21 protein-coding genes are annotated in these 26,198 nt (G+C 62.5%); 11 read left to right on the top strand and 10 right to left on the bottom strand.

The genetic code is table 11. The annotated features are described in order from the left end of the window. Positions 1-124 precede the first annotated feature (124 nt). The 8 genes from araD1 to B0W55_RS07950 all read left to right on the top strand — a co-directional run bounded on the left by araD1 (position 125) and on the right by B0W55_RS07950 (position 5,643). Positions 125-1,117, top strand: a complete 993-nt coding sequence (gene araD1 / locus B0W55_RS07980; RefSeq protein WP_077045468.1) for an AraD1 family protein — start codon at positions 125-127, stop codon at positions 1,115-1,117. A 10-nt stretch (positions 1,118-1,127) separates the two neighbouring features. Further along, entirely contained in the window at positions 1,128-2,708 is a 1,581-nt protein-coding gene (locus B0W55_RS07975) for an aldehyde dehydrogenase (NADP(+)) (protein WP_077045467.1), read from the top strand. Positions 2,709-2,927: 219 nt separating this feature from the next. Continuing rightward, complete coding sequence (locus B0W55_RS07970; RefSeq protein WP_077045466.1) at positions 2,928-3,224, top strand: DUF5629 family protein; 297 nt, start codon at positions 2,928-2,930, stop codon at positions 3,222-3,224. Then, the gene (locus tag B0W55_RS07965) at positions 3,217-4,386 is read left to right on the top strand and encodes a lactonase family protein (protein ID WP_077045465.1); all 1,170 of its coding nucleotides are present in this window, start codon (positions 3,217-3,219) and stop codon (positions 4,384-4,386) included. Before B0W55_RS07970 ends, B0W55_RS07965 begins: the two co-directional genes overlap by 8 nt. A gap of 156 nt (positions 4,387-4,542) precedes the next feature. Then, positions 4,543-4,722 (top strand): hypothetical protein, encoded by a 180-nt coding sequence (locus B0W55_RS07960; RefSeq protein ID WP_077045464.1) that lies wholly within the window; start codon positions 4,543-4,545, stop codon positions 4,720-4,722. Between the two features lie 207 nt (positions 4,723-4,929). Further along, the gene (locus tag B0W55_RS31090; RefSeq protein WP_256576238.1) at positions 4,930-5,055 is read left to right on the top strand and encodes a hypothetical protein; all 126 of its coding nucleotides are present in this window, start codon (positions 4,930-4,932) and stop codon (positions 5,053-5,055) included. Between the two features lie 115 nt (positions 5,056-5,170). Further along, positions 5,171-5,383 carry a hypothetical protein gene (locus tag B0W55_RS07955; protein WP_077045463.1) on the top strand — a complete coding sequence of 71 codons (213 nt, stop codon included), beginning with the start codon at positions 5,171-5,173 and terminating at the stop codon, positions 5,381-5,383. Then, a complete protein-coding gene (locus B0W55_RS07950) occupies positions 5,380-5,643 on the top strand; it encodes a hypothetical protein (RefSeq protein WP_077045462.1) in 264 nt (87 codons plus the stop codon). The genes B0W55_RS07955 and B0W55_RS07950 overlap by 4 nt, the downstream gene beginning before the upstream one ends. A gap of 8 nt (positions 5,644-5,651) precedes the next feature. Here B0W55_RS07950 and B0W55_RS07945 read toward each other — a convergent pair whose 3' ends face one another. The 10 genes from B0W55_RS07945 to B0W55_RS07900 form a co-directional block, all read right to left on the bottom strand. Next, the gene (locus B0W55_RS07945; protein WP_077045461.1) at positions 5,652-6,248 is read right to left on the bottom strand and encodes a glutathione S-transferase; all 597 of its coding nucleotides are present in this window, start codon (positions 6,246-6,248) and stop codon (positions 5,652-5,654) included. Then, the gene (locus B0W55_RS07940) at positions 6,245-9,886 is read right to left on the bottom strand and encodes an AAA family ATPase (RefSeq protein WP_077045460.1); all 3,642 of its coding nucleotides are present in this window, start codon (positions 9,884-9,886) and stop codon (positions 6,245-6,247) included. The genes B0W55_RS07945 and B0W55_RS07940 overlap by 4 nt, the downstream gene beginning before the upstream one ends. Beyond that, positions 9,883-11,124 (bottom strand): exonuclease SbcCD subunit D C-terminal domain-containing protein, encoded by a 1,242-nt coding sequence (locus B0W55_RS07935; RefSeq protein ID WP_077045459.1) that lies wholly within the window; start codon positions 11,122-11,124, stop codon positions 9,883-9,885. The genes B0W55_RS07940 and B0W55_RS07935 overlap by 4 nt, the downstream gene beginning before the upstream one ends. A 461-nt stretch (positions 11,125-11,585) precedes the next feature. Beyond that, entirely contained in the window at positions 11,586-13,226 is a 1,641-nt protein-coding gene (locus B0W55_RS07930) for a BatD family protein (RefSeq protein ID WP_077045458.1), read from the bottom strand. Further along, positions 13,223-14,962 (bottom strand): tetratricopeptide repeat protein, encoded by a 1,740-nt coding sequence (locus B0W55_RS07925; RefSeq protein WP_077045457.1) that lies wholly within the window; start codon positions 14,960-14,962, stop codon positions 13,223-13,225. The genes B0W55_RS07930 and B0W55_RS07925 overlap by 4 nt, the downstream gene beginning before the upstream one ends. Beyond that, entirely contained in the window at positions 14,959-16,038 is a 1,080-nt protein-coding gene (locus tag B0W55_RS07920) for a VWA domain-containing protein (RefSeq protein ID WP_077045456.1), read from the bottom strand. The genes B0W55_RS07925 and B0W55_RS07920 overlap by 4 nt, the downstream gene beginning before the upstream one ends. Further along, complete coding sequence (locus B0W55_RS07915) at positions 16,031-16,525, bottom strand: DUF4381 domain-containing protein (protein ID WP_077045455.1); 495 nt, start codon at positions 16,523-16,525, stop codon at positions 16,031-16,033. The genes B0W55_RS07920 and B0W55_RS07915 overlap by 8 nt, the downstream gene beginning before the upstream one ends. Beyond that, positions 16,522-17,466, bottom strand: coding sequence for a DUF58 domain-containing protein (locus B0W55_RS07910; protein WP_077045454.1), 945 nt, complete (start codon positions 17,464-17,466; stop codon positions 16,522-16,524). The genes B0W55_RS07915 and B0W55_RS07910 overlap by 4 nt, the downstream gene beginning before the upstream one ends. A 5-nt stretch (positions 17,467-17,471) precedes the next feature. Beyond that, positions 17,472-18,431: a MoxR family ATPase gene (locus tag B0W55_RS07905; protein WP_077045453.1), complete on the bottom strand. Its 960-nt coding sequence runs from the start codon at positions 18,429-18,431 to the stop codon at positions 17,472-17,474. Positions 18,432-18,684: 253 nt separating this feature from the next. Beyond that, a complete protein-coding gene (locus tag B0W55_RS07900) occupies positions 18,685-19,038 on the bottom strand; it encodes a hypothetical protein (protein ID WP_077045452.1) in 354 nt (117 codons plus the stop codon). 66 nt (positions 19,039-19,104) lie between these two features. Here B0W55_RS07900 and B0W55_RS29840 point away from each other — a divergent pair, with 66 nt between their 5' ends. The 3 genes from B0W55_RS29840 (at position 19,105) to B0W55_RS07890 (ending at position 26,115) form a co-directional block, all read left to right on the top strand. After that, positions 19,105-19,311 carry a hypothetical protein gene (locus tag B0W55_RS29840; protein WP_139340881.1) on the top strand — a complete coding sequence of 69 codons (207 nt, stop codon included), beginning with the start codon at positions 19,105-19,107 and terminating at the stop codon, positions 19,309-19,311. 28 nt (positions 19,312-19,339) lie between these two features. Further along, complete coding sequence (locus B0W55_RS07895; protein WP_077045451.1) at positions 19,340-20,731, top strand: hypothetical protein; 1,392 nt, start codon at positions 19,340-19,342, stop codon at positions 20,729-20,731. 482 nt (positions 20,732-21,213) lie between these two features. Continuing rightward, on the top strand, positions 21,214-26,115 hold the full coding sequence (locus B0W55_RS07890) for an NAD-glutamate dehydrogenase (RefSeq protein ID WP_077045450.1): 4,902 nt from the start codon (positions 21,214-21,216) through the stop codon (positions 26,113-26,115). Positions 26,116-26,198: the final 83 nt, after the last annotated feature.

Raw genomic sequence — 26,198 nt, 5'->3', positions numbered from 1 at the left:
TGGGAGCGGGCTTGCTCGCGAAGACGGTGTGTCAGTCACCGAAAATGTTGAATGTAACGGCCTCTTCGCGAGCAAGCCCGCTCCCACAGGGAACTGTGGTGTTTGTAATAACAGGAGAAATTTCATGCGTTTGGTTCAATTCGAATTGAGTAACGGCGAGCGCCGGGTCGGCGTGGTCGAGGGTGGGCTGGTGCGCGAGGTGCAGGACGCCCGCACCACCCGTGACCTGGCACTGGCGGCGATCGAGGCCGGTGTCAATCTTGAGCAACAGGTCCAGGCGCTTGGCCTGGGCATCAGCCACGACTACAGCGAACTGCTGGCCCAACTGCGCATCCTGCCGCCCCTGGACCACCCGGACCCGGCACACATGCTGGTCAGCGGTACCGGCCTGACCCACCTGGGCAGCGCCTCGGCCCGGGACAAAATGCACCAGCAGGCCGGCGACGAAGCGGCGATGACCGACACCATGCGCATCTTCAAGTGGGGCGTGGAGGGCGGTAAACCGGCAGCGGGCCAGGCCGGCGTGCAGCCGGAGTGGTTCTACAAGGGCGATGGCAGCATCGTCGTGCGCCCGGGCCAGCCGTTCCCGCTGCCGCCGTTCGCCGAAGACGCCGGCGAAGAGCCGGAACTGAGCGGCCTGTACGTGATCGGTCATGACGGCAAGCCGTATCGCCTGGGTTTTGCCGTGGGCAACGAGTTTTCCGACCACGTCATGGAGCGCAAGAACTACCTGTATCTGGCCCACTCCAAGCTGCGCAGTTGCAGCTACGGCCCGGAGCTGCGGGTCGGTGAGTTGCCCGAGCATCTGGCCGGCACCAGCCGCATTCTGCGCGACGGTGAAGTGCTGTGGCAGAACGAGTTCCTCAGCGGCGAGGCCAACATGTGCCACAGCCTGGCGAACCTGGAATTCCACCATTTCAAATACAGCCAGTTCCTGCGCCCGGGTGATGTGCACATTCACTTTTTCGGCACCGCAACTCTGTCGTTCGCCGATGGCATTCGCACGCAACCGGGCGACGTGTTCGAGATCAGCCAGGCCGAGTTCGGCGCGCCATTGATCAACGGCATCGCACCGGTTGAAGCGGTATTCGAACCCGGCACAGTCGGCACACTTTAAGGAGTTATTGATGACCCGCATTCTTGGCCACAACTACATCGGCGGTCAGCGCAGCGCGTTGGGCGATGTGAAACTGCACAGCGTCGACGCCGAAACCGGCGAGGCGTTGCCCCATGATTTCATCCAGGCCACGCCCGAGGAAGTCGATGCTGCAGCCAAGGCCGCCGCCGCTGCGTACCCGGCTTATCGTGGCCTGAGCGCCGAACGTCGGGCGCAGTTTCTCGAGGCGATCGCCGATGAACTGGACGCGCTGGGCGATGAGTTCGTCAGCGTGGTTTGCCGCGAGACCGCGTTGCCGGCCGCTCGCATCATCGGCGAGCGCGGCCGCACCAGCGGGCAGATGCGTCTGTTCGCCAACGTGTTGCGCCGTGGCGATTTCTACGGTGCGCGCATCGACCGTGCCTTGCCCGAGCGTCAGCCACTGCCACGGCCGGACATCCGCCAATACCGCATCGGCCTCGGCCCGGTGGCGGTGTTCGGCGCCAGTAACTTCCCGTTAGCCTTTTCCACCGCCGGTGGCGACACCGCCGCGGCCCTGGCGGCCGGTTGCCCGGTGGTGTTCAAGGCCCACGGGGGCCACATGGCCACGGCCGAACACGTGGCCGATGCGATCCTGCGCGCGGCGGAAAAAACCGCCATGCCGGCCGGCGTGTTCAACATGATCTACGGTGGCGGTGTCGGGGAATGGCTGGTCAAGCATCCGGCGATCCAGGCGGTGGGCTTTACCGGTTCGCTCAAGGGCGGCCGGGCCTTGTGCGACATGGCGGCGGCGCGCCCGCAGCCGATCCCGGTGTTCGCCGAAATGTCGAGCATCAACCCGGTGATCGTGCTGCCCCGGGCGTTGCAGACGCGCATGGATGCCGTGGCCCGTGGCCTGTCGGCTTCGGTGGTCCAGGGATGCGGTCAGTTCTGCACCAACCCGGGCCTGGTGATCGGCCTTCGCTCGCCTGAGTTCAGCGGTTTCCTGAAATCGCTGGCCGACCTGATGGCCGATCAACCGGCGCAAACCATGCTCAACGCCGGCGCTCTGGACAGTTATGGAAAAGGCCTGAAGAAGCTGCTGGATCACCCGGGCATCGAGCGCCTGGCCGGGCACCCTCAGCAAGGTCGACAGGCGCAGCCGCAGTTGTTCAAGGCCGACGTCAGCCTGCTGCTCGAGGGTGACGAGGTGCTGCAAGAGGAAGTCTTCGGCCCGACCACGGTGGTGGTGGAAGTGGCGGATCAGGCGCAATTGAGTGCGGCGTTGCAAGGGCTGCACGGTCAATTGACCGCGACGATCATTGGCGAACCAGAGGATTTCGAGCAGTTCCCGGAACTGACGGCATTGCTGGAACAGAAGGTCGGGCGGATCCTGCTCAACGGCTATCCGACCGGTGTGGAAGTCTGTGATTCGATGGTCCATGGCGGGCCATACCCGGCGACTTCCGACGCCCGCGGCACCTCGGTGGGGACCCTGGCCATCGACCGCTTCCTGCGCCCAGTGTGCTTCCAGAACTACCCCGACAGCCTGTTGCCGGAAGCCTTGAAAAACGCCAACCCGCTGCGCATCCAGCGTCTGGTGGACGGCAAGCCATCGCGCGACGCTCTCTGACCACGGCGCACATCCCCCCTCATAGGGGCTGATGCTGTTCAGTCAAGGAAGTCTTGAGGCGAATGCAACACTGTGGCGAGGGAGCTTCCTCCCGTTGGGCCGAGAAGCGGTCCTGAAGAAGGGGACTGCCACGCAGTCCAGCGGGAGCAAGCTCCCTCGCCACAGGTGACGTGGTGCTTGAGCTATCATTGCGTCTTTCCCATTCAAAGATTGACTGCCATGACTGCTGCAACCGACACCTTGCTCAACGCCCTCGAACACTGCGGGATGGTGGAAATCGACGGGCTGCACGCCTTCGAATTCGCCCTCGATGAAGACGACAACCTGCACATCGAATGCATGGACGGCAGAAACGCCCTGCACTGGGAATTCACCCCGGCGCAACTGCAGGCGGCCACCTTCGATGCGACCTTGCAAAGCTGGTTGATCAGCGATAACCAGGGCGAGCACCGACTGGTGTGCCTGGGCGACGTCATCAGCGGCGACAACGACGACGATGAGCCTGAGGATGCGTAACCTCTGGCCGCTGCTGATCGCCGGCAGCATCGGTGCGATGGGCGTGCAGGCCGCACTCGCCGAAGACTACCAATTGCTGGTGGGCTCCTACACCGCAGGGCAAAGCCAGGGCATCTATCGGATGAGCTTCGACAGTGCCACCGGCCAGATCAACCCCAAGCCATTGCAAGTGATCAAGAGCGAAAACCCGTCATGGCTGACCCTGTCCAAGGATCAGCGTCAGGTGTTCGTGGTCAACGAAAACGGACCGGGCCAGCGCGATCCCGTAGGGCGGGTCAGCCGTTACGCCATCGATCCCAAGACCCACGTTCTGACCCTGATCGATCAGGCGCAGACCCTGGGCAACGAGCCGACCCATTCAAGCCTGAGCGTGGATGGCAGTCACCTGTTCGTCAGCAACTACTCGGTGGCTGAAGACCCGGGCGGCAGCCTGGCGGTGTTGCCGCTGGGCGCCGATGGTCGGTTGCAACCCGTGGTGCAGATGAGCAGCCACCCAGCCAGCCGGGTCAATCCCGAGCGGCAGATGTCGGCCCATGTGCATTCGACGATCCCGTCACCGGATGGCCGCTACGTGTTTTCCAACGACCTGGGGGCGGACAGGGTGTTTGTCTATCGCTTCGACCCCAAGGCCAATCCCGACCTGCCATTGACCCCGGTCACGCCAGCGTTCGTCCAGTTGCCACCGGGCAGCGGTCCGCGGCACTTGCTGTTCAGCGCCGACGGCAAACACGCCTGGCTGACCATGGAAATGAGCGCACAGGTGGCGGTGTTCGACTATCACGACGGCAAGCTCGAGCAGACCCAAATGGTCGATCTGGCCGCCGGGCAACCGGTGTCGGACAAGGCGGGTGCTGCGTTGCATGCGTCGAAGGACGGCAAATTCCTCTACGTCAGTAACCGTGGTACCGCCAACCAGCTGCTGGTATTTGCCATCGATCCTGCCACCGGCCACCTCAAGGAACGGCAACGTCGGACGGTGGAGGGCGACCATCCGCGGGAGTTCAGCCTCGACCCGTCGGGCAAATTCCTGTTGATCGCCAATCAGAAAAGCAACCAGATCGTGGTGGTCGAGCGCGATGCCGGCACCGGTCTGCTGGGTAAAACCGTGCAGAAACTGCCGATGGACGCCCCGAGCGATTTGAAATTCCTGCTGCGACAATAGACCGCAGGCCCCGGTTCACGGGGCCTGTAGCTTTCTATCAATGAGGCTGATATCTGGTAATGCTACAAAGCATTTCAAGGCCTCGTTCCTCGAGGGTTAAGTTTGCTTCACGGCCCCACCGGGCAAGCAAGCCAACTGACTTCGAGGAATACAGCCATGAACTTCAATCTCTTCTCCGTAATCGCCGCATCCGCCATCTCGGCCACTGTTGCCCTGCCTGCCAGCGCCAGCACTGAAATCACCGACAAAAAAACCCACACCCAGAGCTACACCCAGAAATACCTTCAACAAAGTGCCAACTTCTACGCTGCGCTGGATCACAAGACCCAACACTGAAATTGCCTTCCTGTAGCCGTTATGCAGGAGCGAAGTCACTGGCCCATCGAGCCTCGCCGCTTGTGAAGCAACGAAGTGATGTCGCTCCTGCATAGCTCATTTCCGACAGCATTAAATTGCCATCAATGTAGCCCTTGATATCACCCTGCCACCGGTTTAAATTTGACGCGGATTTATTGACTCCTTCCCGAGAAAAGGATCGACAAGATGGCGATGCGTCTGGCCGTGGTGCTGCTGTTCCTCTATTCCACTCCGATCCTGTCCGCTGCCGAGCCCATTTCCGGGGAGCCTGACGCTGCGCGCGAGCGTTTGATGAGTTTTATCGAAGACTGAAATAGTCTTCCTTAATGATCAACGCAGGTGATATTCGCTATAGACAAGCGTTGTTGGTCACTGATGCTTTTTTGAACGATTCTGTGGGCTCTGAAACATGTCCACGGAGTTCATCATGGCCAGCGCAATCATCACTTCTGCCAAACACGGCGCCTATGTGGCTATCGGTCTTTACCTGGTCATGGTGCTGGTTGTCAGTCTTTCGCCACAGTCGCAGCAAGCCGTCGAACCGCCGATTCAAGTCGCGCACCCTGGTATCCAGTTTGAGTTGCGCGCCCACCAGGCGATGGCGGATCAGGCTGACGTTGCGGGAGTGGGCGGAGCATGAACCGTTGCAAACTCTTGGTCATCGCCTTCCTGGCGTTCATTACCAATGGCTTTTCCTTGCTGGGGATCGGGCAGGGCTCGATCGGCGGGGTGGCCCGGGCCATCGAGGCCAACTACAACATTGCGCGCAACATAGAGACTGAGAAGGCCAAGGCCATGGGCATGCTGGCCGGCAACCCGCCGAGCAAGCCCGATAGCGGGTTTTTCGGACCCTTCCATGTCGATTGTTCGGTGATCGGGATGTGTGAAGTATTGGCGTAAGGGCGTGTTTATTTCGCCATTATTGACGTGAACAACGCCGACGCCAGAAACCGCTGCAACCAATCCTGCAAACGCACGTAAGGAGTCTGCGCAAACCACTCGCGATCGACGTGGGCGAACTGTCGTATGAACGGCATCAACGCCACATCGGCCAGGCTTGGATGGTCGGTCAGCAGATACTCGCGATCCGCCAACAGCTCATCGAGCTTGCGCAAGAACACCTCGCCCTCGGCGCGATACGCCTCCATCGGTTGCTCCGGATAACGCTCGGCGTACTTGTAGCGATTCAACTGCACCTTGAATGCCTGATCGTTCTCCTCGATCAGCGCGGCAATCTTCTTAGCGCCCAGCGGATCACCCTTGAGCAACCAATCCTGCGGATCGTTCTGCGCCAGCGCCCAGCGCATGATCTCCAGGCTTTCATCGATCACCCGACCGTCGACGCTCAGCACCGGCACCGTGCCTTTGCTCGACAGCGCGAGCATTTCGGCGGGCTTGGCCTTGAGGCTGACTTCGACAATGTCCACGGCAATCCCGGCATAGCGCAAAGCCATGCGTGCCCGCATCGCGTACGGGCAGCGGCGGAACGAATACAGCGTGATCATTTCACCTCCAGGGTGCTCAGGCCGTTGCCCTGGCGATGCACCTGAATCTGCACCGGGATCCGCTCGTGCATTTCCTGGACGTGGGAAATCACCGCGACCTTGCGCCCCTGGGCCTGCAGGCCGTCCAGGGCGTCCATGGCCAGTTGCAGGGATTCGGGGTCGAGGCTGCCGAAGCCTTCGTCGATGAACAGCGATTCGATCTTCAGCGTGCTCGATGCCATCGAGGCCAGGCCCAACGCCAGGGCCAGGGACACCAGGAAGGTCTCGCCGCCGGACAAGGAATGCACCGACCGCAGTTCGTCGCCCATCTCGGTGTCCATCACCAGCAACCCGAGCATGCTGCCGCCTCGTTTCAGGCGATAGCGGCGCACCAGTTGACGCAATTGCACGTTGGCGTGGTGCACCAGCAGGTCGAGGTTATAGGCCTGGGCGATCTTGCGGAAGGTGTCGCCGGTGGCCGAACCGATCAATGCACTCAGACGCGCCCAGCGTTGATACTCGACGTACGCCTCGGCGATCTGTTGCGCCAGCGCCTGGTTGGCGTTTTGCCGGCGCTGGTCTTCGGCTTGCTGGGCGCGCAGTTCGGCGCAGGACTGTTCGCTGACGGCGCACTGCTGGTGCAACTCGGCGAGGGCGTTGTCGAGTTGCTCGGCATCCAGCTTGCCGTTGTGCTGCGCCTGGTGCTCGAGCAAACGCTTGTCCCGCTCCTGCACCAGCACACTGGCCTGTTCGATGGCTTTTTCGCTGTTCTGCAAGCGTTGGCGCAGTTCGCTGACCTGCGGGTCGTCCATGCGCAGCAAATCTTCGAGACCGCCATCGTCCAACTCCGGATGGCCGGCACGCCACTCGGCGGTTTTGCCGGCGAGCTCGGCGGCTTCACTGTCCAGCGCGTGCAGGCGCTCTTGCTGCGCCTTGAGTTCGGCGGCGACTTGCACCCGTTGCGTCACAACCTCTTGCAGTGTCTGGGCGGTGGTGGTTTCGGCGCTTCGCGCGCTATCCACATCTCGCTCCAGTTGCTGCTGCCATTGTTCGGCGGTGGCATGCTCGCCCAGTAATTGCGCGAGCGTGTGCTGGCTCGCCTGTTGTTGCTCGGCCAGGGTATTGAACTGAAGTTCGGCGGCTTGCAGCTGCTGCACGCGGGCCTGCTGACGATCCTGTTCTTTGTCCAGGGTCTGCTGGCGCTGTTGCTGTTCGGCCAGCTCTTCCTTTTGTTGCTCGAGCTGCGTCAGGCGCTCGGTGATCTGCCGATCGAGTTGCATGAAAGTGGCGGCCGGCTCGTCGCGCAGCGCTTGCAGGGTGTCGGCCGGCAGCAGGTTGGCGAAGGCAGCGAGCTCTTCGTCCAGGCGCTGACGGTCGTTGCCCAGTTCGCGCTGTTGATTGTCCAGGTGCCGCGCTGCCTGCTGATGCGCAGTCTCGGCCTGACGCAGTTGCTGGGTCAGTCGCGCGGCGTTCTGTTGCAGGGTGAGCAGGGCAGTTTGCCGCTGTTCATCCTGGCTGATGCTCTGATTCAGCTGGCTGTTTTGCCGGGCCAGCCAGGCGTCACGCTGATCGGCGTCCTGATCCAGCAGCGCCGGGCTCAGCGGGTGCGCCTCGAGGCTCGGCGCCAGGGCTTGTTGCTGGGCCGCCAGTTGTTCCTGCTGTTGCAGCAGTTCCTTTTGCTGGGCGATGACGCCACCGACTTCGGCGCGCAGGTCAATGAGCTTTTCCTTGAGCAGGTCGACGGCTTTCTGCGCGTTGGCCTGTTCGCTTTCATCAAAACGTCCGAGGCTTTGCAGCAGTGCTTCGGGTTGATGATAGGGGTGCTCGTTGCTGCCGCACACCGGGCACGGCTGATCATCCTGCAACTGCGCGCGCAGTTCCTCGACGCTGGCGCTGCGGGCCAGGCGCTGGCGTTCTAGCAGTTCGCGGGTGACGCTGAGGGTCTGCTCGGCGACGATGAGTTCGGCCTTGGTCTTGACCCCGTCCTGGGTCAGGCGCTCGCGCTCCTGTTGGGCGCTGAGCTGGCGCTGTTGCAACTCGGCCTCGCGTTTGTCCAGTTCCTGGCGACTGCCCCACAGGCGCGTCAGGTCCTCGATAGCCCGCAGGTGCTTGCGGTTGTCCTGCAACAGGGTGCCCAGAATGCCGATCTGTTCGGCGACCGCATCCGGTTCGGCATCGGCTTCTTTGAACAACACTTCCAATTGCTGTTTGTGCGTGGCCAGGGTCTGCGCCGTGGTAGTGGCGGTTTGTTCGAGACTGGCCAGTTCGGCCTGGCCCTGATTCAGCCGATTGCCGATCAACATCAGTTGTTGCAGGCGATCGCGGTAGGCGCTCCAGGCATCGCTCAAGGGCGCCAGGTGAGCACTTTGCGCAAGTTCCCCGGCGATGCGTTGCAGGTGTTCGGCAACTTGAGTGTGTCGCGCCTGCAGACCCTGAATCGTTGCCTGGCCCTGTGTGCAGGCCTGTTCGGCCTGCTGCCGGGTTTCAGCGCTGTGCGCGGTCTCCTTGGCCAGGCGGGCGAGGGTGCTTTGGGCGTCGAAGGCCTGGCGCAGCAGCGGCGTGCTGTCGGTTTGTCGCTGTTGTGCCTGGGCCAGTGCCGTGCGGGCGGTGTCCAGTTGTTGCTCCAACTGGGTCTGCCGTTCGCTGAGTTCACCATGCTGCCGGGTATGTTGGGCGATCTGCTCGGCCAACGGTGTCAACAGCGCATCGATCTGCGCCTTGCGGGCGAACTGGTGCCGCTGTGGCGCCAATTGCTCCAGGCGGGTCAGCTTCAGGCGTTCGTCGGCCAGCCCCTGCCAATGGCTCTGTGCCGATTGCAGTTGCTCGGTGGCGCTGTGTTGCGCGTCCTGCAACTGGCGCAGTTCCTTGAGCCAGGTGTGCTGCAGCTCAAGTTGCTTGAGTTGCGCCTGCTGCAATTTCAATTGCTGTTGCGCGCTGTTGAAACGTTCGTCCAGTTCCGCCCGGGCTTCAGGCGCCAGGGGGGTGATGCCGCTGGCCTGGTCCTGTAGCAGCTTGTGGGCTTCGCGGGCTTCCTTGGTCTTGTCGAAGGCGCGGCGGCCCAGGCGGGTGTAGAGCGCGGTGTCGGTGAGCTTTTCCAGCAGTTCGCTGCGGTCGTTGTCATCGGCCTTGAGGAAGGCGCTGAATTCGCTTTGCGCCAGCAGCACGGCGCGGGTGAACTGTTCGAAGTTCAGGCCCAGCACCGCTTCGATCCTGCTTTTGAATTCCAACTTTTGACTGGCCAGCAGTTGGTCTTCATCAATGTCGCGCAGGCTTTGGCGACTGGCCTGCAGTCGGCCGGCGGCTTTGTCCCGGGCGCGATTGGCTTCCCAGCGCGCGCGATAGCGGCGGCCGTCGATGCCGACGAAATCCACTTCCGCATAACCGTCACCGGTGCCGCGTCGCAACAGTGTGCGCGGGTCGCCGGTGCCGATTTCGCCGTCGACGTCCGGCGCCTTGGCCGAGGCCTGGACACTGTTGAGTCGCGGCACGGTACCGAACAGCGCCAGGCACAAGGCATCGAGCAGGGTGCTCTTGCCGGCGCCGGTCGGGCCGGTGATGGCGAACAGGCCGGCGCTGGCCAGGGGCTCGGCGGTGAAATCGATCTCGAACGGGCCGGCCAGCGAGGCGAGGTTCTTCAGGCGAATGGCGAGGATCTTCATGGCTGTTCGCTCTCCATCTGCACGTCTTGCAACAGCTCGGCGAAGTCCTTGAGGGTCTGCTCGTCGACCTCGCTGCCGTAGTTGTCGAGCCAGGCGCGGCTGAACAATTCCTGAGGGGTGAGCTGGTCCAGTTCGATCAGGGTGGCGCCGTCGTCGTTATTGTTGCGACCGGTGCCGGCATACTCGGCGGCGATGCGCACCAGACGCACGGCCTTGCCTTGCAGGGCGGTTTCCACCTGGTGGCGCAAGTCCGGTTGCGGCTCGTCCAGGCGTACCCGCACTTCCAGCCAGGGCTGGCGCTGGTAGTCGGCCAGCAGGTCGATGTTCGGCAGGTCCGCCAGTTGCAACAGGATCTCCGCCAGCGGCGCGGGGCCGAGGCGTTGCAGGTTCACCGCCCGCGGGATGAGCTTGGGTTCGACGCTGACCAGGGTTTCGCCGTCGAGTTGGATGTCGAGGATCTGATGCTGATAACCGATCTCGGAGAACGACAACGGAATCGGCGAGCCGCTGTAGCGAATCCGCTCCTCGCCGTTGACCTTCTGCGGCTTGTGCAAATGGCCAAGGGCGACGTAGCTGATGCTCGGCCCGAACAGGCTGGCGGGCAGGGCTTCGGCATTGCCGATGATCAGGCTGCGCTCGGAGTCTTCCGACACCGAACCACCGGCCATGTGCGCGTGGCTGATGGCGATCAGCGCCTGGCCCTTCTTGCGCTTGGCGTTGGCCGCCTCGATCAGCCATTCGTGAACCTGGCCGATGCCCCGCAGGTAGTTGTCGCCCAGGTGCGCGCCGGTGACTTCGGCAGGGCGCAGGAACGGCAGCGCCAGGCACCAGGCGACGGTCTTGCCCTTGGCGTCCGGCAGCGGCAGCAGCAGGCGCTCGGCGTCCAGTTGGCCATCGTCGAGCCACAACACTCGACCCAGGGCGTGGGTGCGCAAACGGCGCATCAAGGGCGCGGGCAGTTCGATACGCGAACCGGAATCGTGGTTGCCGGCGATCATCACGATGGTCAGCTTCGGCTGCTGTTCGTGGGCGCTGACGATGAAATCGTAGAGGCGTTCCTGGGCTTTGACCGGCGGGTTGACCGTGTCGAAGATATCGCCGGCGATCAGCAGTACATCCGGCTGATCCGATTTGAGTTGGCGCAACAGCCACTCGAGAAAACAGCCGTGCTCGAAATCACGGTCCTGGCCGTGCAGGTTCTGCCCAAGGTGCCAGTCGGAGGTGTGAAACAGACGCAAGGCGAACTCCGTAGGAAATAAGGTAATGGCCGCGAGGAAAAATGACAGCGGCGAAAGGGGAGAGAGTTTACTGGTAAACAGCCTTGAGGTGGTCGGGCTTCGAGCGTGTCGCTCAGGGGCGTTTTGTGGCAATGGCGGTTGTGGTCAGAACGCTTTTGTGGCCAGAACGCGTTTGTGGCCGAAACGCGTTTGTGGCGAGGGAGCTTGCTCCCGTCCGGCTGCAAAGCAGTCGTAGGTCCTTCGAAATTGCAGGGGGAGGCTTCGCAGCCCAACGGGAGCAAGCTCCCTCGCCACAAAAGCCTCCACAAAAGCCTCCACAAAAGCCTCCACAAAAGCCTCCACAAAAGCTGCCACAAAAGCTGCCACAAAAGCTGCCAAAAGCTGCCACAAAAGCTGCCACAAAAGTTGCCAAAAGTCGCCACAAAAGCTGCCACAAAAGCCTGGTGATCAGGTGGAGGCTGTTACTTGGGGTAAAGCGGCGGCAAGCCGCTGTCGCTCACCGGGTCCTGGACCCGTTCGGCGATGGGGATGGTTCGGATCACGCGCCACAGTTCTTCACCTTGCCAGTGCTGGCCGGTTTCGCTGTAGAGGGCGCCGTTCAGGCCGTCCAGTGCGTCGGACAGGGGCACGAAACGCGCCGCCATGTCCGCCAGGGTTTCCGGTTGTTGCCGGGCCCAGGCGTCGAGGGCCTGGCGGGTGGCGTGGGGGTCGTTGGCCTGGCAGGCGCGCTTGAGTTCGTCGAGCACGGTGCGCGTGCTGGGGCCGGTTTGTGCTGCACGCAGGATCGCCGGTTGCCAGCGCGCACGCCACCACAGGCCGAAGCCCAGCAGCGTGGTGCAGGCCAGGATCAGGCTGGTGAGTTTCCAGCGCCACAGGGCTTCGCTGTCCGCCGTCGCGTTGAGCGGCGAACTGCCGGCCGGGGTATCGACCATCAGGCTCGGATTGTTCGCCACTTGCAGGGTCCGGGCCGGCAGGCTGCTGTGTTCCAGATGATCTTCGAAGGTGTTCCACCACACCACATCCACCGATGGCAGCTCGATCGAACCACTGCGAGACGGCACCAGGGCTTCGCGGTCCTCGCGGCTGCCGATCAGACCACGGTCGCTGTTCTGGTTGCCCAGCACCGGCTGGTCGGGATAACGACGCAGGCCACCGACTTCCGTACCCGGCAGCGGCGGCAGTTGCGCGCTGGCCAGGCCTTCGGCCTTGACCGTCAGGCTGCGGGTCAGTGAGTCGCCGACCTGCACGTGCTCCGGCTCCGGGTTCCAGCTCTCGCTCAGGGTCAGGTTGCGCGCCGGCAGCCACGGCAGGTCGGCGGGGTAGGTGATGGGTTTGGCCTTGACCGTCAGCAGCAGTTCGCCGGAGCTGACGCGCATCAACTTGCCGGATTTCGGCGTCTGCACGGTGGAATCCGGTGTCGGTTGGGCGTCCACCAACGCGGCATTGAAGATCTGCCCCGGAATGATCAATTCACCGCTGTGCTGCGGGTAGATCGCGTAGCGCATTTCGATCACGCCATGGCGCACGCCGTTGATGTCTTTTTCGTAGGCGCGGGAATCGCCCAGCTGTTCGATGCGCGCATCGGGAACCTGCAACGGCGGCAGGCTGCTGTCGTCGTACAGCGACACCGAATGGTAGATGCGCAGGGTCAGGATCGCCTGGGCCTGCACGTAGACGCTGGTTTGGTCGAGGCTGGCGTCGATGAATACCGGGGCCAGTTTGTCGGGGTTGTCCTGGGTTTCGCTCTCGACCACTTGCACCGTGATCGGCTGACTCTCGACTTCACCCAGCTTCAACGGTGGGATCACCACGGTGCCGTTATGCAGCGGCAGCAGGGTGACGATCCAGCGGGTGGTGGCGCGATTGTCGCCGTTGAGGGTGTTCAACTGGTTGACCTGGCGGGTGCCGCGTACTTCGAACAATGGCTCCAGCGGTGTCAGGTCGGGCTTGCCGAACTGCGTGACATCGTTCGATTCCAGGGTCAGCTCGATGGTTTCGCCGGAGTTCAGGCGCGTGCGGTCGACGCTGGCGACCAGCTCCGCAGCCTGGACCTGAGCGGCGCACAACAACGAAGCGAGCATGAAAGGGGTGAAGCGGGTCATCGAGTTTTTCCCTGATCCTGATGTTGTTGCTGTTCGTACCAGAATTTGCGCCGGAGCAATTCCCCCGGGTCGTCCGGGATCTGTCTGAGCCATTGCTCTAGGGCCTGCTGCTGTTCGCCCTCGATGCTGTCGCTGGCCGGACGCATGGGTGGCGTTGTGTGTTGCTCGTCGCCCAACTCGCTGCCCGGCACTTCGTTGGCTCCCGGTCTCGGTGGCGTCGTGGGTACTTGATCGGCCTCGGTGCCACTTGGATGCTCGGCCTGTTTCGGTTCGCCGGAGCTCGGCGCCTGGGTGGCTTCCCCGGATTGCGCTTGCTGGGCGGCCGTCGTGGGCGATTCGCTGGCGTCTTTGTCCGGCTCAGCGCTCGGTGGCGTGTTCTTCTGCTTGAGCAGGCTCTCCACCAGGGCCTTGTTGGTCAGGGCCGGGCGCAAGTCCGGTTGACGTTCCAGCGCCTGTTCATAGGCGTCCAGTGCAGCCTCCAGATCACCACTTTTGGCCAGGGCATTGCCTCGATTGTAGTGGGCGCTGGCGTCGTTGCCTTCGGCGAACCGCTGGGCGGCGCCACTGTAGTCACCGGCTTCATAAAGGGCCACGCCTTGCCACTGATGATCGTCAAAGTGTTGCGCGGCCTCAGCCGGGCGCTTTTGCTTGAGCAGATGCTGGCCGCGCTGGTCGGGGCGCAGCCACAGGTCCTGGAAGTCGAAGGCGTAGCTCGGTTGCGGCAATGCCAACAGCAACGGCAGACAGAGCAGCCAGCCGCGCCGTCCGGCGCAAGCGGCCAGCAGCAACAACGGCAGCAGCAACCAGTAACCCTGATCGGCCCAAGTATCCAGGCGCAGGGTCTGGCCGTCGGAACGCAGGCTGCGTGGGCCGTCGAGCAGGCCCAGCCCGCGCAGGTCGCTGTCGCTCAGGCGAGCGTGGCGATAGCGCCCGTCCAGGTCATCGGCGAAGGCTTTCAGGCTGGGTTCGTCCAGATGCGGCACCAGGATCGCGCCCTGGTCGTCCTTGAGGAAGCTGCCGTCTTCCTGGGTGATCGGCGCCCCTTCGGCGGTGCCGATGCCGAGCATCAGGAATTGGGTGGATTTGCCCCGCAGCGCCTGGCGAATGCCCTGGCGTTCGTGATCCGTCAGCGAAGAACCGATCAGCAGGATCCGGCCATCACCGAGGGCGGCCTGCTCCAGCAGGGTCAGGGCCTTGGCCACCGCCAGGTCGGCGCGATGACCCGCTTCTGGCATCAACGACGGCTTGAGCGCGTCCACCAGGTTGCGGCTGGTGGACAGGTCATCCGACAGTGGCACCAGCGTGTGGGCACTGCCGGCGTAGACGACGATGGCGGTCTGCGCGTCGCTGCGGCTCTGCAGCAGGTCGAACAGCTTGCGCCGGGCTTGTTCCAGGCGATTGGGCGCAACGTCGGTGGCGAGCATTTGCGGGGTTAGTTCGAGGATCACCACCAACGGGTCGGCGGGTTTCTGACTCAATTGCTCGACCCGCTGCCAACTCGGACCCAGCAACGCGAGCACGGTCAGCAGCCAGGCCACGCCCAATGCGATCCACGGCAGCTTGCTGTCGCGACCGCTGCCACCGCGCAGCAGCACGGCATGAAAGGCCGGCGGCAGGATCATCTGCCAGCGCCCGGCGCGTTTTTGCCGATGCCAGAGCTGCCACAGCAACCAGCCCAGCAGCGGCAACAACAATAGCCACCAGGGGCGGAACCAGTAGGGCCAGAGCGCGCTCATCGGCGTCTCCGCAGGCGCAGGCGCTTGAGACGCTGGCGCCAGTCAGGCAGTGGCGTTTGCAAAAACAGATCCTTGGTAAACAGGCGTTGCAGCGGGTTGTCCGGCCACAGTTCGCGGGCCACCAGCAACATGCTCAGTATCAGCGCCATCGCCAGCGGCCAGTGATACAGCGCCTGGGCCGGGCGCGCCTGGGTCGGTTGCTGGGCCACGGGCTCCAGTTGGTCGAGGGTGTCCTTGATCGCCTGCAATTCCTTGCCATCGCGAGCACGGAAGTAACGGCCACCGGTGGCCTCGGCAATGGCCTTGAGAGCTGGCTCGTCAAGGTCCAGGCTTGGGTTGAGCCCCAACATGCCCAGGGTGCCGCTTTGCTCCGGGTCGGCACCGATGCCGATCGGGTAGATTTTCACCCCTTCCTTGGCCGCCAGGCGCGCAGCGGTCAGCGGGTCGATTTCGCCGCCGTTATTGGCGCCGTCGGTGACCAGGATCAGCACGCGACTGTGGGCCGGGCGCAGGCGCAGGCGTTTGAGGGCCAGGCCGATGGCGTCGCCGATAGCGGTGTTCTTGCCGGCGATGCCGATGCGCGCTTCGTCGAGCCAGACGCGCACGGTGTGGCGGTCGAAGGTCAGCGGCGCTTGCAGGTAGGCCTGGCTGCCGAACAGGATCAGGCCGACCCGGTCGCCATCACGGTTTTCGAGGAAATCACCGAGTAGATGCTGGACCAGCGCCAGGCGGCTGACGTCTTCGTCCTGCCACTGCATGTCGGGGTAATCCATGGAGCCGGACACGTCCACCGCCACCAGCAGGTCGCGGCCACTGGCGGCAATCGGCAACGGATCGCCGAGCCATTGCGGGCGCGCGGCGGCGGTCAGCAGCAGCAGCCACAGCAGCAGGAACGGCGCCTGTTGCCGCCAGGCCGGCAGGTTGGCCCGGGCGCGGCGCCCGGCCAGGCCCTCGAGGTCGGCGAGGAAGCTGACCTTGAGCGCCGGTTCGCCACTGTCGGCCACCGGCAGCACGAAGCGCATCAGCCACGGCAAGGGCAGCAGGACGAACAGCCACGGCCAGGCGAACTCAAACATGTTTGCGAATCCAGGTGTCGACGGCTTGGGTCAGGCCGGCGATGGCCTTGTCGTCGAGTTTGCATTCAGGTTTGTAGGCGCCTTCGACCAGCACCATCCAGCGGGTCAGGCCGGCGGCCGGGCAGCGGTTGTCGAGGAAGGCCAGCCATTTGCGACCGTTGAGGGTGTGGCTTTGGCTGTAGGGGTAGTGGTTGCGGCACAGGCGCTTGAGCAGGCCATTGAGTTGCTGCAGCCAGGCGCCGGCGGGGGCGCCGTCATAAGGTTTGGGCATCAGTGCCAGTTCTGCCAGCGCCGCAAGGCGCACCGGGTCCAGGGGCTGTTCGGCGCGCACCACGGGGCGTTTTTGCGGCAGGAAACGCCGCAGCTTCCATAATCCGAAGCCGATGGCGGGCAGCAGTAGCAGCAACAGCCACCAGCCCGGCGCCGGTGGCCAGAACCCGATCGGTGGAGGTGAAATCAGCGGTTGCAGCTGGTCGAGACTGTTCATCGACCTTTCCCCGGTTTCTGCGGGTTGAGGTATTCGCGCAGTTGCTCGACCATTTCGCTCTGGGTGCTCAGCGGCATCATCAACACCCGCAGCTTTTGCGCCAGTCGTTCCCAACGGGCGATCCGCGCTTCGGCCTGGGCGCGGTAGGTCTGGCGCAGGTCGAAATTCAGGGTGTCGAGTTCCAGTTGCGCACCGCGCTCGGCAAAGCGCAGCAATCCGGCAGCGGGCAGGGCGTGATCCAGCGGATCGGACAGCGGCAGCAGCAACAGGTCGCAATGGCGCGACAACAGGCTCAACTGCTGTTCGGCGCTGTCACTCAAGGCGCGCTCATCGCAGATCACGATCACCAGACTGCCCGGGCGCGAGACTTCCCGGGCGCGGCGCAGGGCAATGCCGAACGCATCGCGATCCGGCTCGCTTTCGGTGTGCAGCGATTGATTGACCCGCACCAGTCGGTTGAGCAATTGCAGCAGACTCTGTTTGCTGCGTCGGGGTTTGATTTCGTAGTGTTCGTTGTCACCGAACACCAGGCCGCCCACGCGATCGTTGTGCCCCAGCGCAGCCCAGCCGATCAGGCTCGCGGCCTGGGCGGCGAGCACTGACTTGAACATCATCCCCGAACCGAAAAACAACCGACGACTCTGCTCGACCATGATAAAGATCGGCCGCTCGCGCTCCTCATGGAACAGCTTGGTGTGCGGTTCCTGGGTGCGGGCGGTGACGCGCCAGTCGATGGTCCGCACGTCGTCGCCGGCCTGATAGACCCGCACCTGATCGAAATCCACGCCACGCCCGCGCAGCTTGGAGTGGTGCAGGCCGATCAACGGGCTGCGCTGGCTCGGCGTCGAGAACAGCTGCACTTCGCGCACGCGATGGCGCATCTCGATCAGGTCGGCGAGCGTCACGCGGATGCCGGGTTGGGCTGGCAGGGGGGCGTTCATCGGGGTCAAGCGACGGCTACGACGTCGAGAATCCGCTGGACCACGCGGTCCTGGTCGATGCCCGCGGCTTCGGCTTCGAAGGACAGGATGATGCGGTGGCGCAACACGTCGAACAGCACCGCCTGAATGTCCTCCGGGCTGACGAAATCGCGCCCGGCCAGCCAGGCGTGGGCCCGAGCGCAACGGTCCAGGGCGATGGACCCGCGAGGGCTGGCGCCATAGGCGATCCACTCGGCCATCTCCGGATCGAATTTGGCCGGGGTGCGTGTGGCCATGACCAGTTGCACCAGGTATTCCTCCACGGCGTCGGCCATGTACAAGCCGAGGATTTCCTTGCGCGCGGCGAAAATCGCCTGCTGGCTGACCCGTCGCTCCGGCTTGGTTTCGCCGTTCAGGGCCTCGCCCCGGGCCTGCTGCAGGATGCGCCGTTCCACGGTCGCGTCCGGAAAGCCCATTTTCACGTGCATCAGGAAGCGGTCGAGTTGGGCTTCGGGCAGCGGATAGGTGCCCTCCTGCTCGATGGGGTTCTGGGTGGCCATCACCAGGAACAGCGGCGACAGCTCGTAAGTGCTGCGCCCGACACTGACCTGGCGCTCGGCCATGGCCTCGAGCAATGCCGACTGCACCTTGGCCGGGGCGCGGTTGATCTCGTCTGCCAGTACCAGGTTATGGAAGATCGGACCCTGCTGGAACACGAAGCTGCCGGTTTCCGGGCGATAGATTTCCGTGCCGGTGATGTCGGCCGGCAACAGGTCAGGGGTGAATTGAATGCGATGGAACTGTGCTTCGATGCCTTCGGCGAGTTCCTTGATGGCCTTGGTCTTGGCAAGGCCCGGAGCGCCTTCGACCAGCATATGGCCGTCGGCGAGCAGGGCGATGAGCAAGCGCTCGATGAGTTTTTCCTGGCCGAGGATCTGCGTTGAAAGAAAGGTTCGCAGCGCGAGCAGCGCTTCACGATGTTCCATCGATGACTGTTCCTGGAAAGGGTGACCGAAGACGTTCGTATAACGCCAGGGCTGGGGGCGTTACTTTAATCCATCGCGGGGTGCGGCGACTAACGGCATTTTGTGCAAAGTGCGGGAAATGCCGGGTGAAGTCTTTGCAAGTTTGCAGGTGCGTGGGGCTGCGGCGTTCTTTCGGGCGCTTCTCGCTCCTGCAGGTCAGGCGGCGGGCCCTGTAGGAGCGAACATGCCCGCGAAGCGGCCCGCCCGGACAACATCAAAGCTGACTGACGTACGTCCCGGTCCCCTTGAGAATGTTCTGCAGGGTCTCTTCAACTTCAGCCAGGTCCCCGGCATCGGTGCTGTGGGTGATCTCCAGCACGTCGTCGCCATTGAGCGCATCGGCATCGGCCGCTGCGATTTCGATCTTCAACAGGGTAGGGCTGAGGGTGACTTTCACGCCTTCGAGGGTCGAGGGCTCGCCGTCCAGTGTGATCTCCAACTCGTCCTCGTCGGGGTAGCGGGTCATCAGGAACATTTCGCCCTTGTCACTGTGACAGGCGAGCATGGCCATGTTGTCTTCTTCGTCATCGCAAGGGTTGACGATCAAGAGGGCGGTGGTCATTTGCATGGGGTAATTCCTGGCTCGTTGGGCGGGGGAAGGGCATCCGCCAATTTTGCCAGCTTGCGCGTGATTATGCTGGCTCTCATTTTTCATCATCATTTGGATGAATTCAAAATCCCTCATATCGAGGGTTTTGTGAATGATGAAAGACATTTCTGTCAAACGTCTGCCGGCAGCACGCATGAAGTTTCTGATGTGCCGGTCAGGGCAGCATTTTTGCCTGTTCCACTCGTTTTCGTTGCCTTACCGTGGCGCTTTGGTTGCAAGGGAATGCGTTGAAAAATAACGAAAAAAAGGACCTCTTCAGATGAGAGAGTATTTCCCCTGGGCGGCTGAGATCAGCCACTTGACCGAGCAACAGGTAGAGGAGCTGTACCGGCGTTATCTCAATGGCGAGAAAAGTGCCGTGCTGATCAGTGAGTACAAGATTCCCGGTTACGTCCATAGCTTGTTGAAAGTGCTGCCGCCCATCGTCAGCAAGGATTTGACCTGCCCCTACTGCTTGTTGCCGATGTGGGTGCGCCGACACGCCAAAGGCACCTCGGCCACACTGCGCCAGCCATACAAGTGCGTTCGTTGCGAACACCGTCATATCGCAACAGGTTATGGTCGGGAAAAACGGTGTTCGTGTACCGAGTGTGACAAGGTTCGACAACTGGAACTCGCCGAGCAGGCCGATCGTAATCGGCGAGAGCTTGAAAAACGCTACGGCGCGCCCGGTGCGCCTGTCCCTTTGACGTCACTGAGCTTCGTACAGAAGCTGGTACTGCTCGCGCTGTTGGACGATGGGCGCACAGCAGGGGGCGACAGCATAGAGCCCCTGGATGCCGTAGGCAGGGGCGAACCGCTGGCACCCAGCGAGGATTACAGCAAGGAACTGATCAAAGACCTCATCGAGCAGGGTGCGCTGGCAGTGGACCTGGCGTCGGATATCAAGGCGTTTGACCGGTCGTCCGGCTGCCCGATCAGTAATTACTTTGCCGTTCGCTGGATCGCCAATGTTGCCCTGGAGTCCGGGATGCGATGCCCCCGCGATTCGCTGTATGCAGCGCTCTATCAGGAGCTGTCCGCAGGCGTGCAGGCGCTCTGGAAAAGCGAGTTGTATGCGCTGATGTTCCGACTCGCCCGGGAAGAGTCGCTGCAATACATTCATGTGCTGGCCAGGGAAGTGAGCTTTGTGTTCAGTGCCGAGGGTAGCGCTAAGACCGTGATTGGACAGCTGTTGCAGAATTTTTCGGTCAGTCACATCTATTACTTTGCGCGATTGGCGGTGAGGAATGCCGCGCATTTTTATGCCACCGGCAATTCAAAGGGGCGAACCCACGCGTCCAATACCATTCCGCGCAATATGCTGCGAACGTCCCAGGATGCCCTCGCGCGGGACTGGCGCAAGACGGCCTACCGAGACACTCGGGTACCTCAATCGGCCTTGCAGCGTCTGTTGTATGACGTGGTGCTCAAGGACAGCGGGGCGTGTTTCTCCAAGTCCCCGGGGCTTTACTGGCGTGACGAGCTGGTCCCGCAATTTTTTGCCGCAACCATGGCCCAGGATATTGTCGACGCGCATCTGCAACTGTTTTGTCGTGAGTGTGATTCAAACAACATCGACGCCAGCATGGACAAGATGACGGTTCAGACGATGTGTTACGACTGTGCCACGGTGAGCAGATTTCAAGCGACAGAAGACTTGATCGACTGATCCGGTCGCGCTTGATCCTTCGAGGGTAGTCGTCGTTCACGGACCGTTCCGCAGTGTGGGACGGTTCGCTTTGGTTCCCGTGAGGGCGTGGACGGTCACGTTTTTTGTTGCCGGTTACTGCTTGATACGGTCAGAAAACCCCCGATTTTCACCCGGACTGCTAGTGTTGTTCGATGCGTCGCCGCCAAGCTGCGTGCCGATGACCGAATATGTCGCAGCACCGCAAGCAGGGGCCTTGCCGCACTGGTTAAGCTGCGCATCGAATGGATACCTGTAAAGACATTGAGCCTTTGATCGCGCAGTCGTTTTTGCAGATGCCCATTCACGGAAGGTGAATGTGACCTGAGTGTCTCGTCCAGCTTCACCCACCTGTCACCCTGTTTCCTCTGCCCGAGAATCAGGAACAGGCTGACGGGTAGCCCCGAACAGGGGTTTTGCACGCGACGCTTCCATCAATAACAAGCCCTAGCGGAGTACCACAGATGGCGTTCTTCACCGCAGCCAGCAAAGCCGACTTCCAGCACCAACTGCAAGCGGCACTGGCGCAGCACATCAGTGAACAGGCACTGCCACAAGTGGCGCTGTTCGCTGAGCAATTCTTCGGCATTATCTCCCTGGACGAGCTGACTCAACGTCGGTTGTCCGACCTCGCTGGCTGTACTCTTTCTGCGTGGCGCCTGCTTGAGCGCTTCGATCACGCGCAGCCGCAAGTGCGCGTCTACAACCCCGATTACGAACGTCACGGCTGGCAGTCGACCCACACCGCGGTCGAAGTGCTGCACCACGACCTGCCATTCCTGGTGGACTCGGTGCGCACCGAGCTCAACCGTCGCGGCTACAGCATCCACACCCTGCAAACCACTGTGCTGAGCGTGCGTCGCGGCAGCAAGGGTGAGCTGCTGGAAATCCTGCCCAAGGGCACCCAGGGCGACGACGTGCTGCAAGAGTCGTTGATGTACCTGGAAATCGACCGTTGCGCCAACACCGCCGAACTGAACGTACTGGCCAAAGAGCTGGAGCAAGTGCTCGCTGAAGTGCGGGTCGCGGTTGGCGATTTCGAGCCGATGAAGGCCAAGGTCCAGGAAATCCTCACCAACCTGGACAACAGCCGTTTCGCCGTCGATGCCGACGAAAAGAACGAGATCAAGAGCTTCCTGGAATGGCTGGTGGGTAACCACTTCACCTTCCTGGGCTATGAAGAGTTCGTGGTCACCGACCAGGCCGATGGCGGCCACATCGAGTACGACCAGAACTCCTTCCTGGGCCTGACCAAACTGCTGCGCACCGGCCTGACCTACGAAGACCTGCGCATCGAAGACTACGCCGTGAACTACCTGCGCGAACCGACGCTGCTGTCGTTCGCCAAGGCCGCGCACCCAAGCCGCGTGCACCGTCCGGCCTACCCGGACTACGTTTCGATCCGTGAAATCGATGCCGACGGCAAAGTCATCAAGGAATGCCGTTTCATGGGCCTGTACACCTCCTCGGTGTACGGCGAGAGCGTGCGGGTCATCCCGTACATCCGCCGCAAGGTCGCGGAAATCGAACGCCGTTCCGGCTTCCAGGCCAAGGCTCACCTGGGCAAGGAACTGGCTCAGGTGCTCGAAGTGCTGCCACGGGACGATCTGTTCCAGACCCCGGTGGACGAGCTGTTCAGCACCGTGATGTCGATCGTGCAGATCCAGGAACGCAACAAGATCCGCGTGTTCCTGCGCAAAGACCCGTACGGCCGTTTCTGCTACTGCCTGGCCTATGTGCCGCGCGACATCTATTCCACCGAAGTTCGCCAGAAGATCCAGCAAGTGCTGATGGATCGCCTGAAAGCCTCCGATTGCGAGTTCTGGACCTTCTTCTCCGAGTCCGTGCTGGCCCGCGTGCAACTGATCCTGCGCGTCGACCCGAAAAATCGCATCGACATCGACCCGCAGCAGCTGGAAAACGAAGTGATCCAGGCCTGCCGCAGCTGGCAGGACGATTACTCGGCGCTGACCGTCGAAACCTTCGGTGAAGCCCAGGGCACCAACGTGCTGTCCGACTTCCCGAAAGGCTTCCCCGCCGGTTACCGCGAGCGTTTCGCGGCGCATTCGGCCGTGGTCGACATGCAGCACCTGCAGAGCCTGAACGAAAACAAATCGCTGGTCATGAGTTTCTATCAGCCGCTGGGCCAGGTCTCCGGCCAGCGCGAGCTGCATTGCAAGCTGTACCACGCCGACACCCCGCTGGCCCTGTCCGACGTGTTGCCGATACTGGAAAACCTCGGCCTGCGCGTGCTGGGCGAGTTCCCGTACCGCCTGCGTCACACCAACGGCCGCGAGTTCTGGATTCACGACTTCGCGTTCACCGCCGCCGAAGGCCTGGACCTGGACATCCAGCAACTCAACGACACCCTGCAGGATGCGTTCGTCCACATCGTGCGTGGCGATGCCGAGAACGATGCGTTCAACCGCCTGGTACTGACCGCCGGCCTGCCATGGCGCGACGTGGCGTTGCTGCGCGCTTATGCCCGCTACCTGAAACAGATCCGTCTGGGCTTCGACCTGGGCTACATCGCCAGCACCCTGAACAACCACACCGACATCGCTCGTGAACTGACTCGGTTGTTCAAGACCCGCTTCTACCTGGCGCGCAAGCTCAGCGACGACGATCTGGAAGACAAGCAGCAGCGACTGGAGCAGGCGATCCTCAGCGCCCTGGACGACGTTCAGGTGCTCAACGAAGACCGCATCCTGCGTCGCTACCTGGACCTGATCAAGGCGACCCTGCGGACCAACTTCTACCAGACCGACGCCAACGGTCATAACAAGTCGTACTTCAGCTTCAAGTTCAACCCGCACCTGATTCCGGAGCTGCCGAAACCTGTACCGAAGTTCGAAATCTTCGTCTACTCGCCACGCGTCGAAGGCGTGCACCTGCGCTTCGGCAACGTCGCTCGCGGTGGTCTGCGCTGGTCCGATCGTGAAGAAGACTTCCGTACCGAAGTGCTGGGCCTGGTAAAAGCCCAGCAGGTGAAGAACTCGGTGATCGTGCCGGTGGGCGCCAAGGGCGGCTTCCTGCCGCGTCGCCTGCCGCTGGGCGGCAGCCGCGACGAGATCGCGGCCGAGGGCATTGCCTGCTACCGCATCTTCATCTCGGGCCTGTTGGACATCACCGACAACCTGAAGGACGGCGCGCTGGTGCCGCCGGCCAACGTCGTGCGTCATGACGACGATGACCCGTACCTGGTCGTGGCCGCGGACAAGGGCACTGCGACCTTCTCCGACATCGCCAATGGCATCGCCATCGACTACGGCTTCTGGCTGGGCGATGCGTTCGCTTCCGGTGGCTCGGCCGGTTACGACCACAAGAAAATGGGCATCACCGCCAAGGGCGCGTGGGTCGGCGTACAGCGCCACTTCCGCGAGCGCGGCATCAATGTCCAGGAAGACAGCATCACGGTGGTCGGCGTCGGCGACATGGCCGGTGACGTGTTCGGTAACGGCTTGCTGATGTCCGACAAGCTGCAACTGGTCGCGGCCTTCAACCACTTGCACATCTTCATCGATCCGAACCCGAACCCGGCGACCAGTTTCGCCGAGCGTCAGCGCCTGTTCGACCTGCCACGTTCGGCGTGGTCGGACTACGACACCAGCATCATGTCCGAAGGCGGCGGCATCTTCTCCCGCAGCGCGAAGAGCATTGCGATTTCCCCGCAGATGCAGGAACGCTTCGACATCAAGGCCGACAAACTGACCCCGACCGAACTGCTCAATGCCTTGCTCAAGGCACCGGTGGATCTGTTGTGGAACGGCGGTATCGGTACCTACGTCAAGGCCAGCAGCGAAAGCCACGCCGATGTCGGCGACAAGGCCAACGATGCACTGCGCGTGAACGGTAACGAACTGCGCTGCAAGGTAGTGGGCGAGGGCGGTAACCTGGGCATGACCCAACTGGGTCGTGTGGAGTTCGGTCTCAATGGCGGCGGTTCCAACACCGACTTCATCGACAACGCCGGTGGCGTGGACTGCTCCGACCACGAAGTGAACATCAAGATCCTGCTCAACGAAGTGGTGCAGGCCGGCGACATGACCGCCAAGCAACGCAACGAGTTGCTGGCGAGCATGACCGACGAGGTCGGCAGCCTGGTGCTGGGCAATAACTACAAGCAGACCCAGGCCCTATCCCTGGCGGCTCGTCGTGCACTGCCACGCATCGCTGAATACAAGCGTCTGATGAACGACCTGGAAGGCCGCGGCAAGCTGGATCGCGCCATCGAGTTCCTGCCGTCGGAAGAGCAGATCAACGAGCGCGTCGCGGCGGGCCATGGCCTGACCCGTGCCGAGCTGTCGGTGCTGATCTCCTACAGCAAGATCGACCTCAAGGAAGCGCTGCTCAACTCCCTGGTGCCGGACGACGATTACCTGACCCGCGACATGGAAACCGCTTTCCCGCCGACCCTGGTGAGCAAGTTCTCCGAAGCCATGCGCCGTCACCGTCTCAAGCGCGAGATCGTCAGCACCCAGATCGCCAACGATCTGGTCAATCACATGGGCATCACCTTCGTTCAGCGACTCAAAGAGTCCACCGGCATGAGCCCGGCGAACGTGGCGGGCGCCTACGTGATCGTGCGTGACATCTTCCACCTCCCGCACTGGTTCCGTCAGATTGAAGCCCTGGACTACCAGGTTTCCGCTGACGTGCAACTGGAGTTGATGGACGAGCTGATGCGCCTGGGCCGTCGTGCCACGCGCTGGTTCCTGCGTGCCCGCCGCAACGAGCAGAACGCTGCCCGTGACGTCGCGCATTTCGGTCCGCACCTCAAAGAGTTGGGCCTCAAGCTCGACGAACTGCTCAGTGGCGAGATCCGCGAGAACTGGCAGGCACGCTATCAGGCGTACGTCGCTGCCGGTGTGCCGGAGTTGCTGGCGCGTATGGTCGCGGGTACTTCGCACCTGTACACCCTGCTGCCGATCATCGAAGCCTCCGACGTGACCGGCCAGAACCCTGCGGAAGTGGCCACAGCCTACTTCGCGGTGGGCAGCGCGCTGGACATCACCTGGTACCTGCAACAGATCAGTGCCTTGCCGGTTGAGAACAACTGGCAAGCCCTGGCCCGTGAGGCGTTCCGCGATGACGTCGACTGGCAGCAACGTGCGATCACCATCTCCGTCCTGCAACAGGGCGACGGCACTCAGGACGTGGAAGTACGCCTGGCGTCGTGGATGGCGCAGCACGAAAGCATGATCGAACGCTGGCGCGCCATGCTGGTGGAAATCCGTGCCGCCAGCGGCACCGATTACGCCATGTACGCCGTTGCCAACCGTGAGTTGCTGGACCTGGCCTTGAGCGGTCAAGCGGTAGCGCCCGTCGCTGCCACGGTGAGCGCCGAGCTGGAACCGGCGGCCTGATCAGCCGTTGAATGAAAAAGCCCCGTATCGTGAGATACGGGGCTTTTTTTATTTTCGGAGGCTGTGAGGACGGCTGGCGCGCC

It is taken from the genome of Pseudomonas sp. KK4 (assembly GCF_001984065.1).
GTDB lineage: Bacteria > Pseudomonadota > Gammaproteobacteria > Pseudomonadales > Pseudomonadaceae > Aquipseudomonas.
The sequence above is the reverse complement of the archived record's forward strand: the minus strand, read 5'-3'. Positions and strand labels throughout refer to the sequence as shown.

Bases quoted from the DNA above. Each gene is read 5' to 3' on its own strand.
- B0W55_RS31090 (WP_256576238.1), top strand. From the start codon at position 4,930: ATGGCGATGCGTCTGGCCGTGGTGCTGCTGTTCCTCTATTCCACTCCG.
- B0W55_RS07915 (WP_077045455.1), bottom strand. From the start codon at position 16,525: ATGAACAGTCTCGACCAGCTGCAACCGCTGATTTCACCTCCACCGATC.
- B0W55_RS07975 (WP_077045467.1), top strand. From the start codon at position 1,128: ATGACCCGCATTCTTGGCCACAACTACATCGGCGGTCAGCGCAGCGCG.
- B0W55_RS07970 (WP_077045466.1), top strand. From the start codon at position 2,928: ATGACTGCTGCAACCGACACCTTGCTCAACGCCCTCGAACACTGCGGG.
- B0W55_RS07905 (WP_077045453.1), bottom strand. From the start codon at position 18,431: ATGGAACATCGTGAAGCGCTGCTCGCGCTGCGAACCTTTCTTTCAACG.
- B0W55_RS29840 (WP_139340881.1), top strand. From the start codon at position 19,105: ATGCTGGCTCTCATTTTTCATCATCATTTGGATGAATTCAAAATCCCT.
- B0W55_RS07955 (WP_077045463.1), top strand. From the start codon at position 5,171: ATGGCCAGCGCAATCATCACTTCTGCCAAACACGGCGCCTATGTGGCT.
- B0W55_RS07950 (WP_077045462.1), top strand. From the start codon at position 5,380: ATGAACCGTTGCAAACTCTTGGTCATCGCCTTCCTGGCGTTCATTACC.
- B0W55_RS07910 (WP_077045454.1), bottom strand. From the start codon at position 17,466: ATGAACGCCCCCCTGCCAGCCCAACCCGGCATCCGCGTGACGCTCGCC.
- B0W55_RS07930 (WP_077045458.1), bottom strand. From the start codon at position 13,226: ATGACCCGCTTCACCCCTTTCATGCTCGCTTCGTTGTTGTGCGCCGCT.
- B0W55_RS07965 (WP_077045465.1), top strand. From the start codon at position 3,217: ATGCGTAACCTCTGGCCGCTGCTGATCGCCGGCAGCATCGGTGCGATG.
- B0W55_RS07945 (WP_077045461.1), bottom strand. From the start codon at position 6,248: ATGATCACGCTGTATTCGTTCCGCCGCTGCCCGTACGCGATGCGGGCA.
- B0W55_RS07890 (WP_077045450.1), top strand. From the start codon at position 21,214: ATGGCGTTCTTCACCGCAGCCAGCAAAGCCGACTTCCAGCACCAACTG.
- B0W55_RS07900 (WP_077045452.1), bottom strand. From the start codon at position 19,038: ATGCAAATGACCACCGCCCTCTTGATCGTCAACCCTTGCGATGACGAA.
- B0W55_RS07940 (WP_077045460.1), bottom strand. From the start codon at position 9,886: ATGAAGATCCTCGCCATTCGCCTGAAGAACCTCGCCTCGCTGGCCGGC.
- B0W55_RS07960 (WP_077045464.1), top strand. From the start codon at position 4,543: ATGAACTTCAATCTCTTCTCCGTAATCGCCGCATCCGCCATCTCGGCC.
- araD1 (WP_077045468.1), top strand. From the start codon at position 125: ATGCGTTTGGTTCAATTCGAATTGAGTAACGGCGAGCGCCGGGTCGGC.
- B0W55_RS07920 (WP_077045456.1), bottom strand. From the start codon at position 16,038: ATGTTTGAGTTCGCCTGGCCGTGGCTGTTCGTCCTGCTGCCCTTGCCG.
- B0W55_RS07895 (WP_077045451.1), top strand. From the start codon at position 19,340: ATGAGAGAGTATTTCCCCTGGGCGGCTGAGATCAGCCACTTGACCGAG.
- B0W55_RS07925 (WP_077045457.1), bottom strand. From the start codon at position 14,962: ATGAGCGCGCTCTGGCCCTACTGGTTCCGCCCCTGGTGGCTATTGTTG.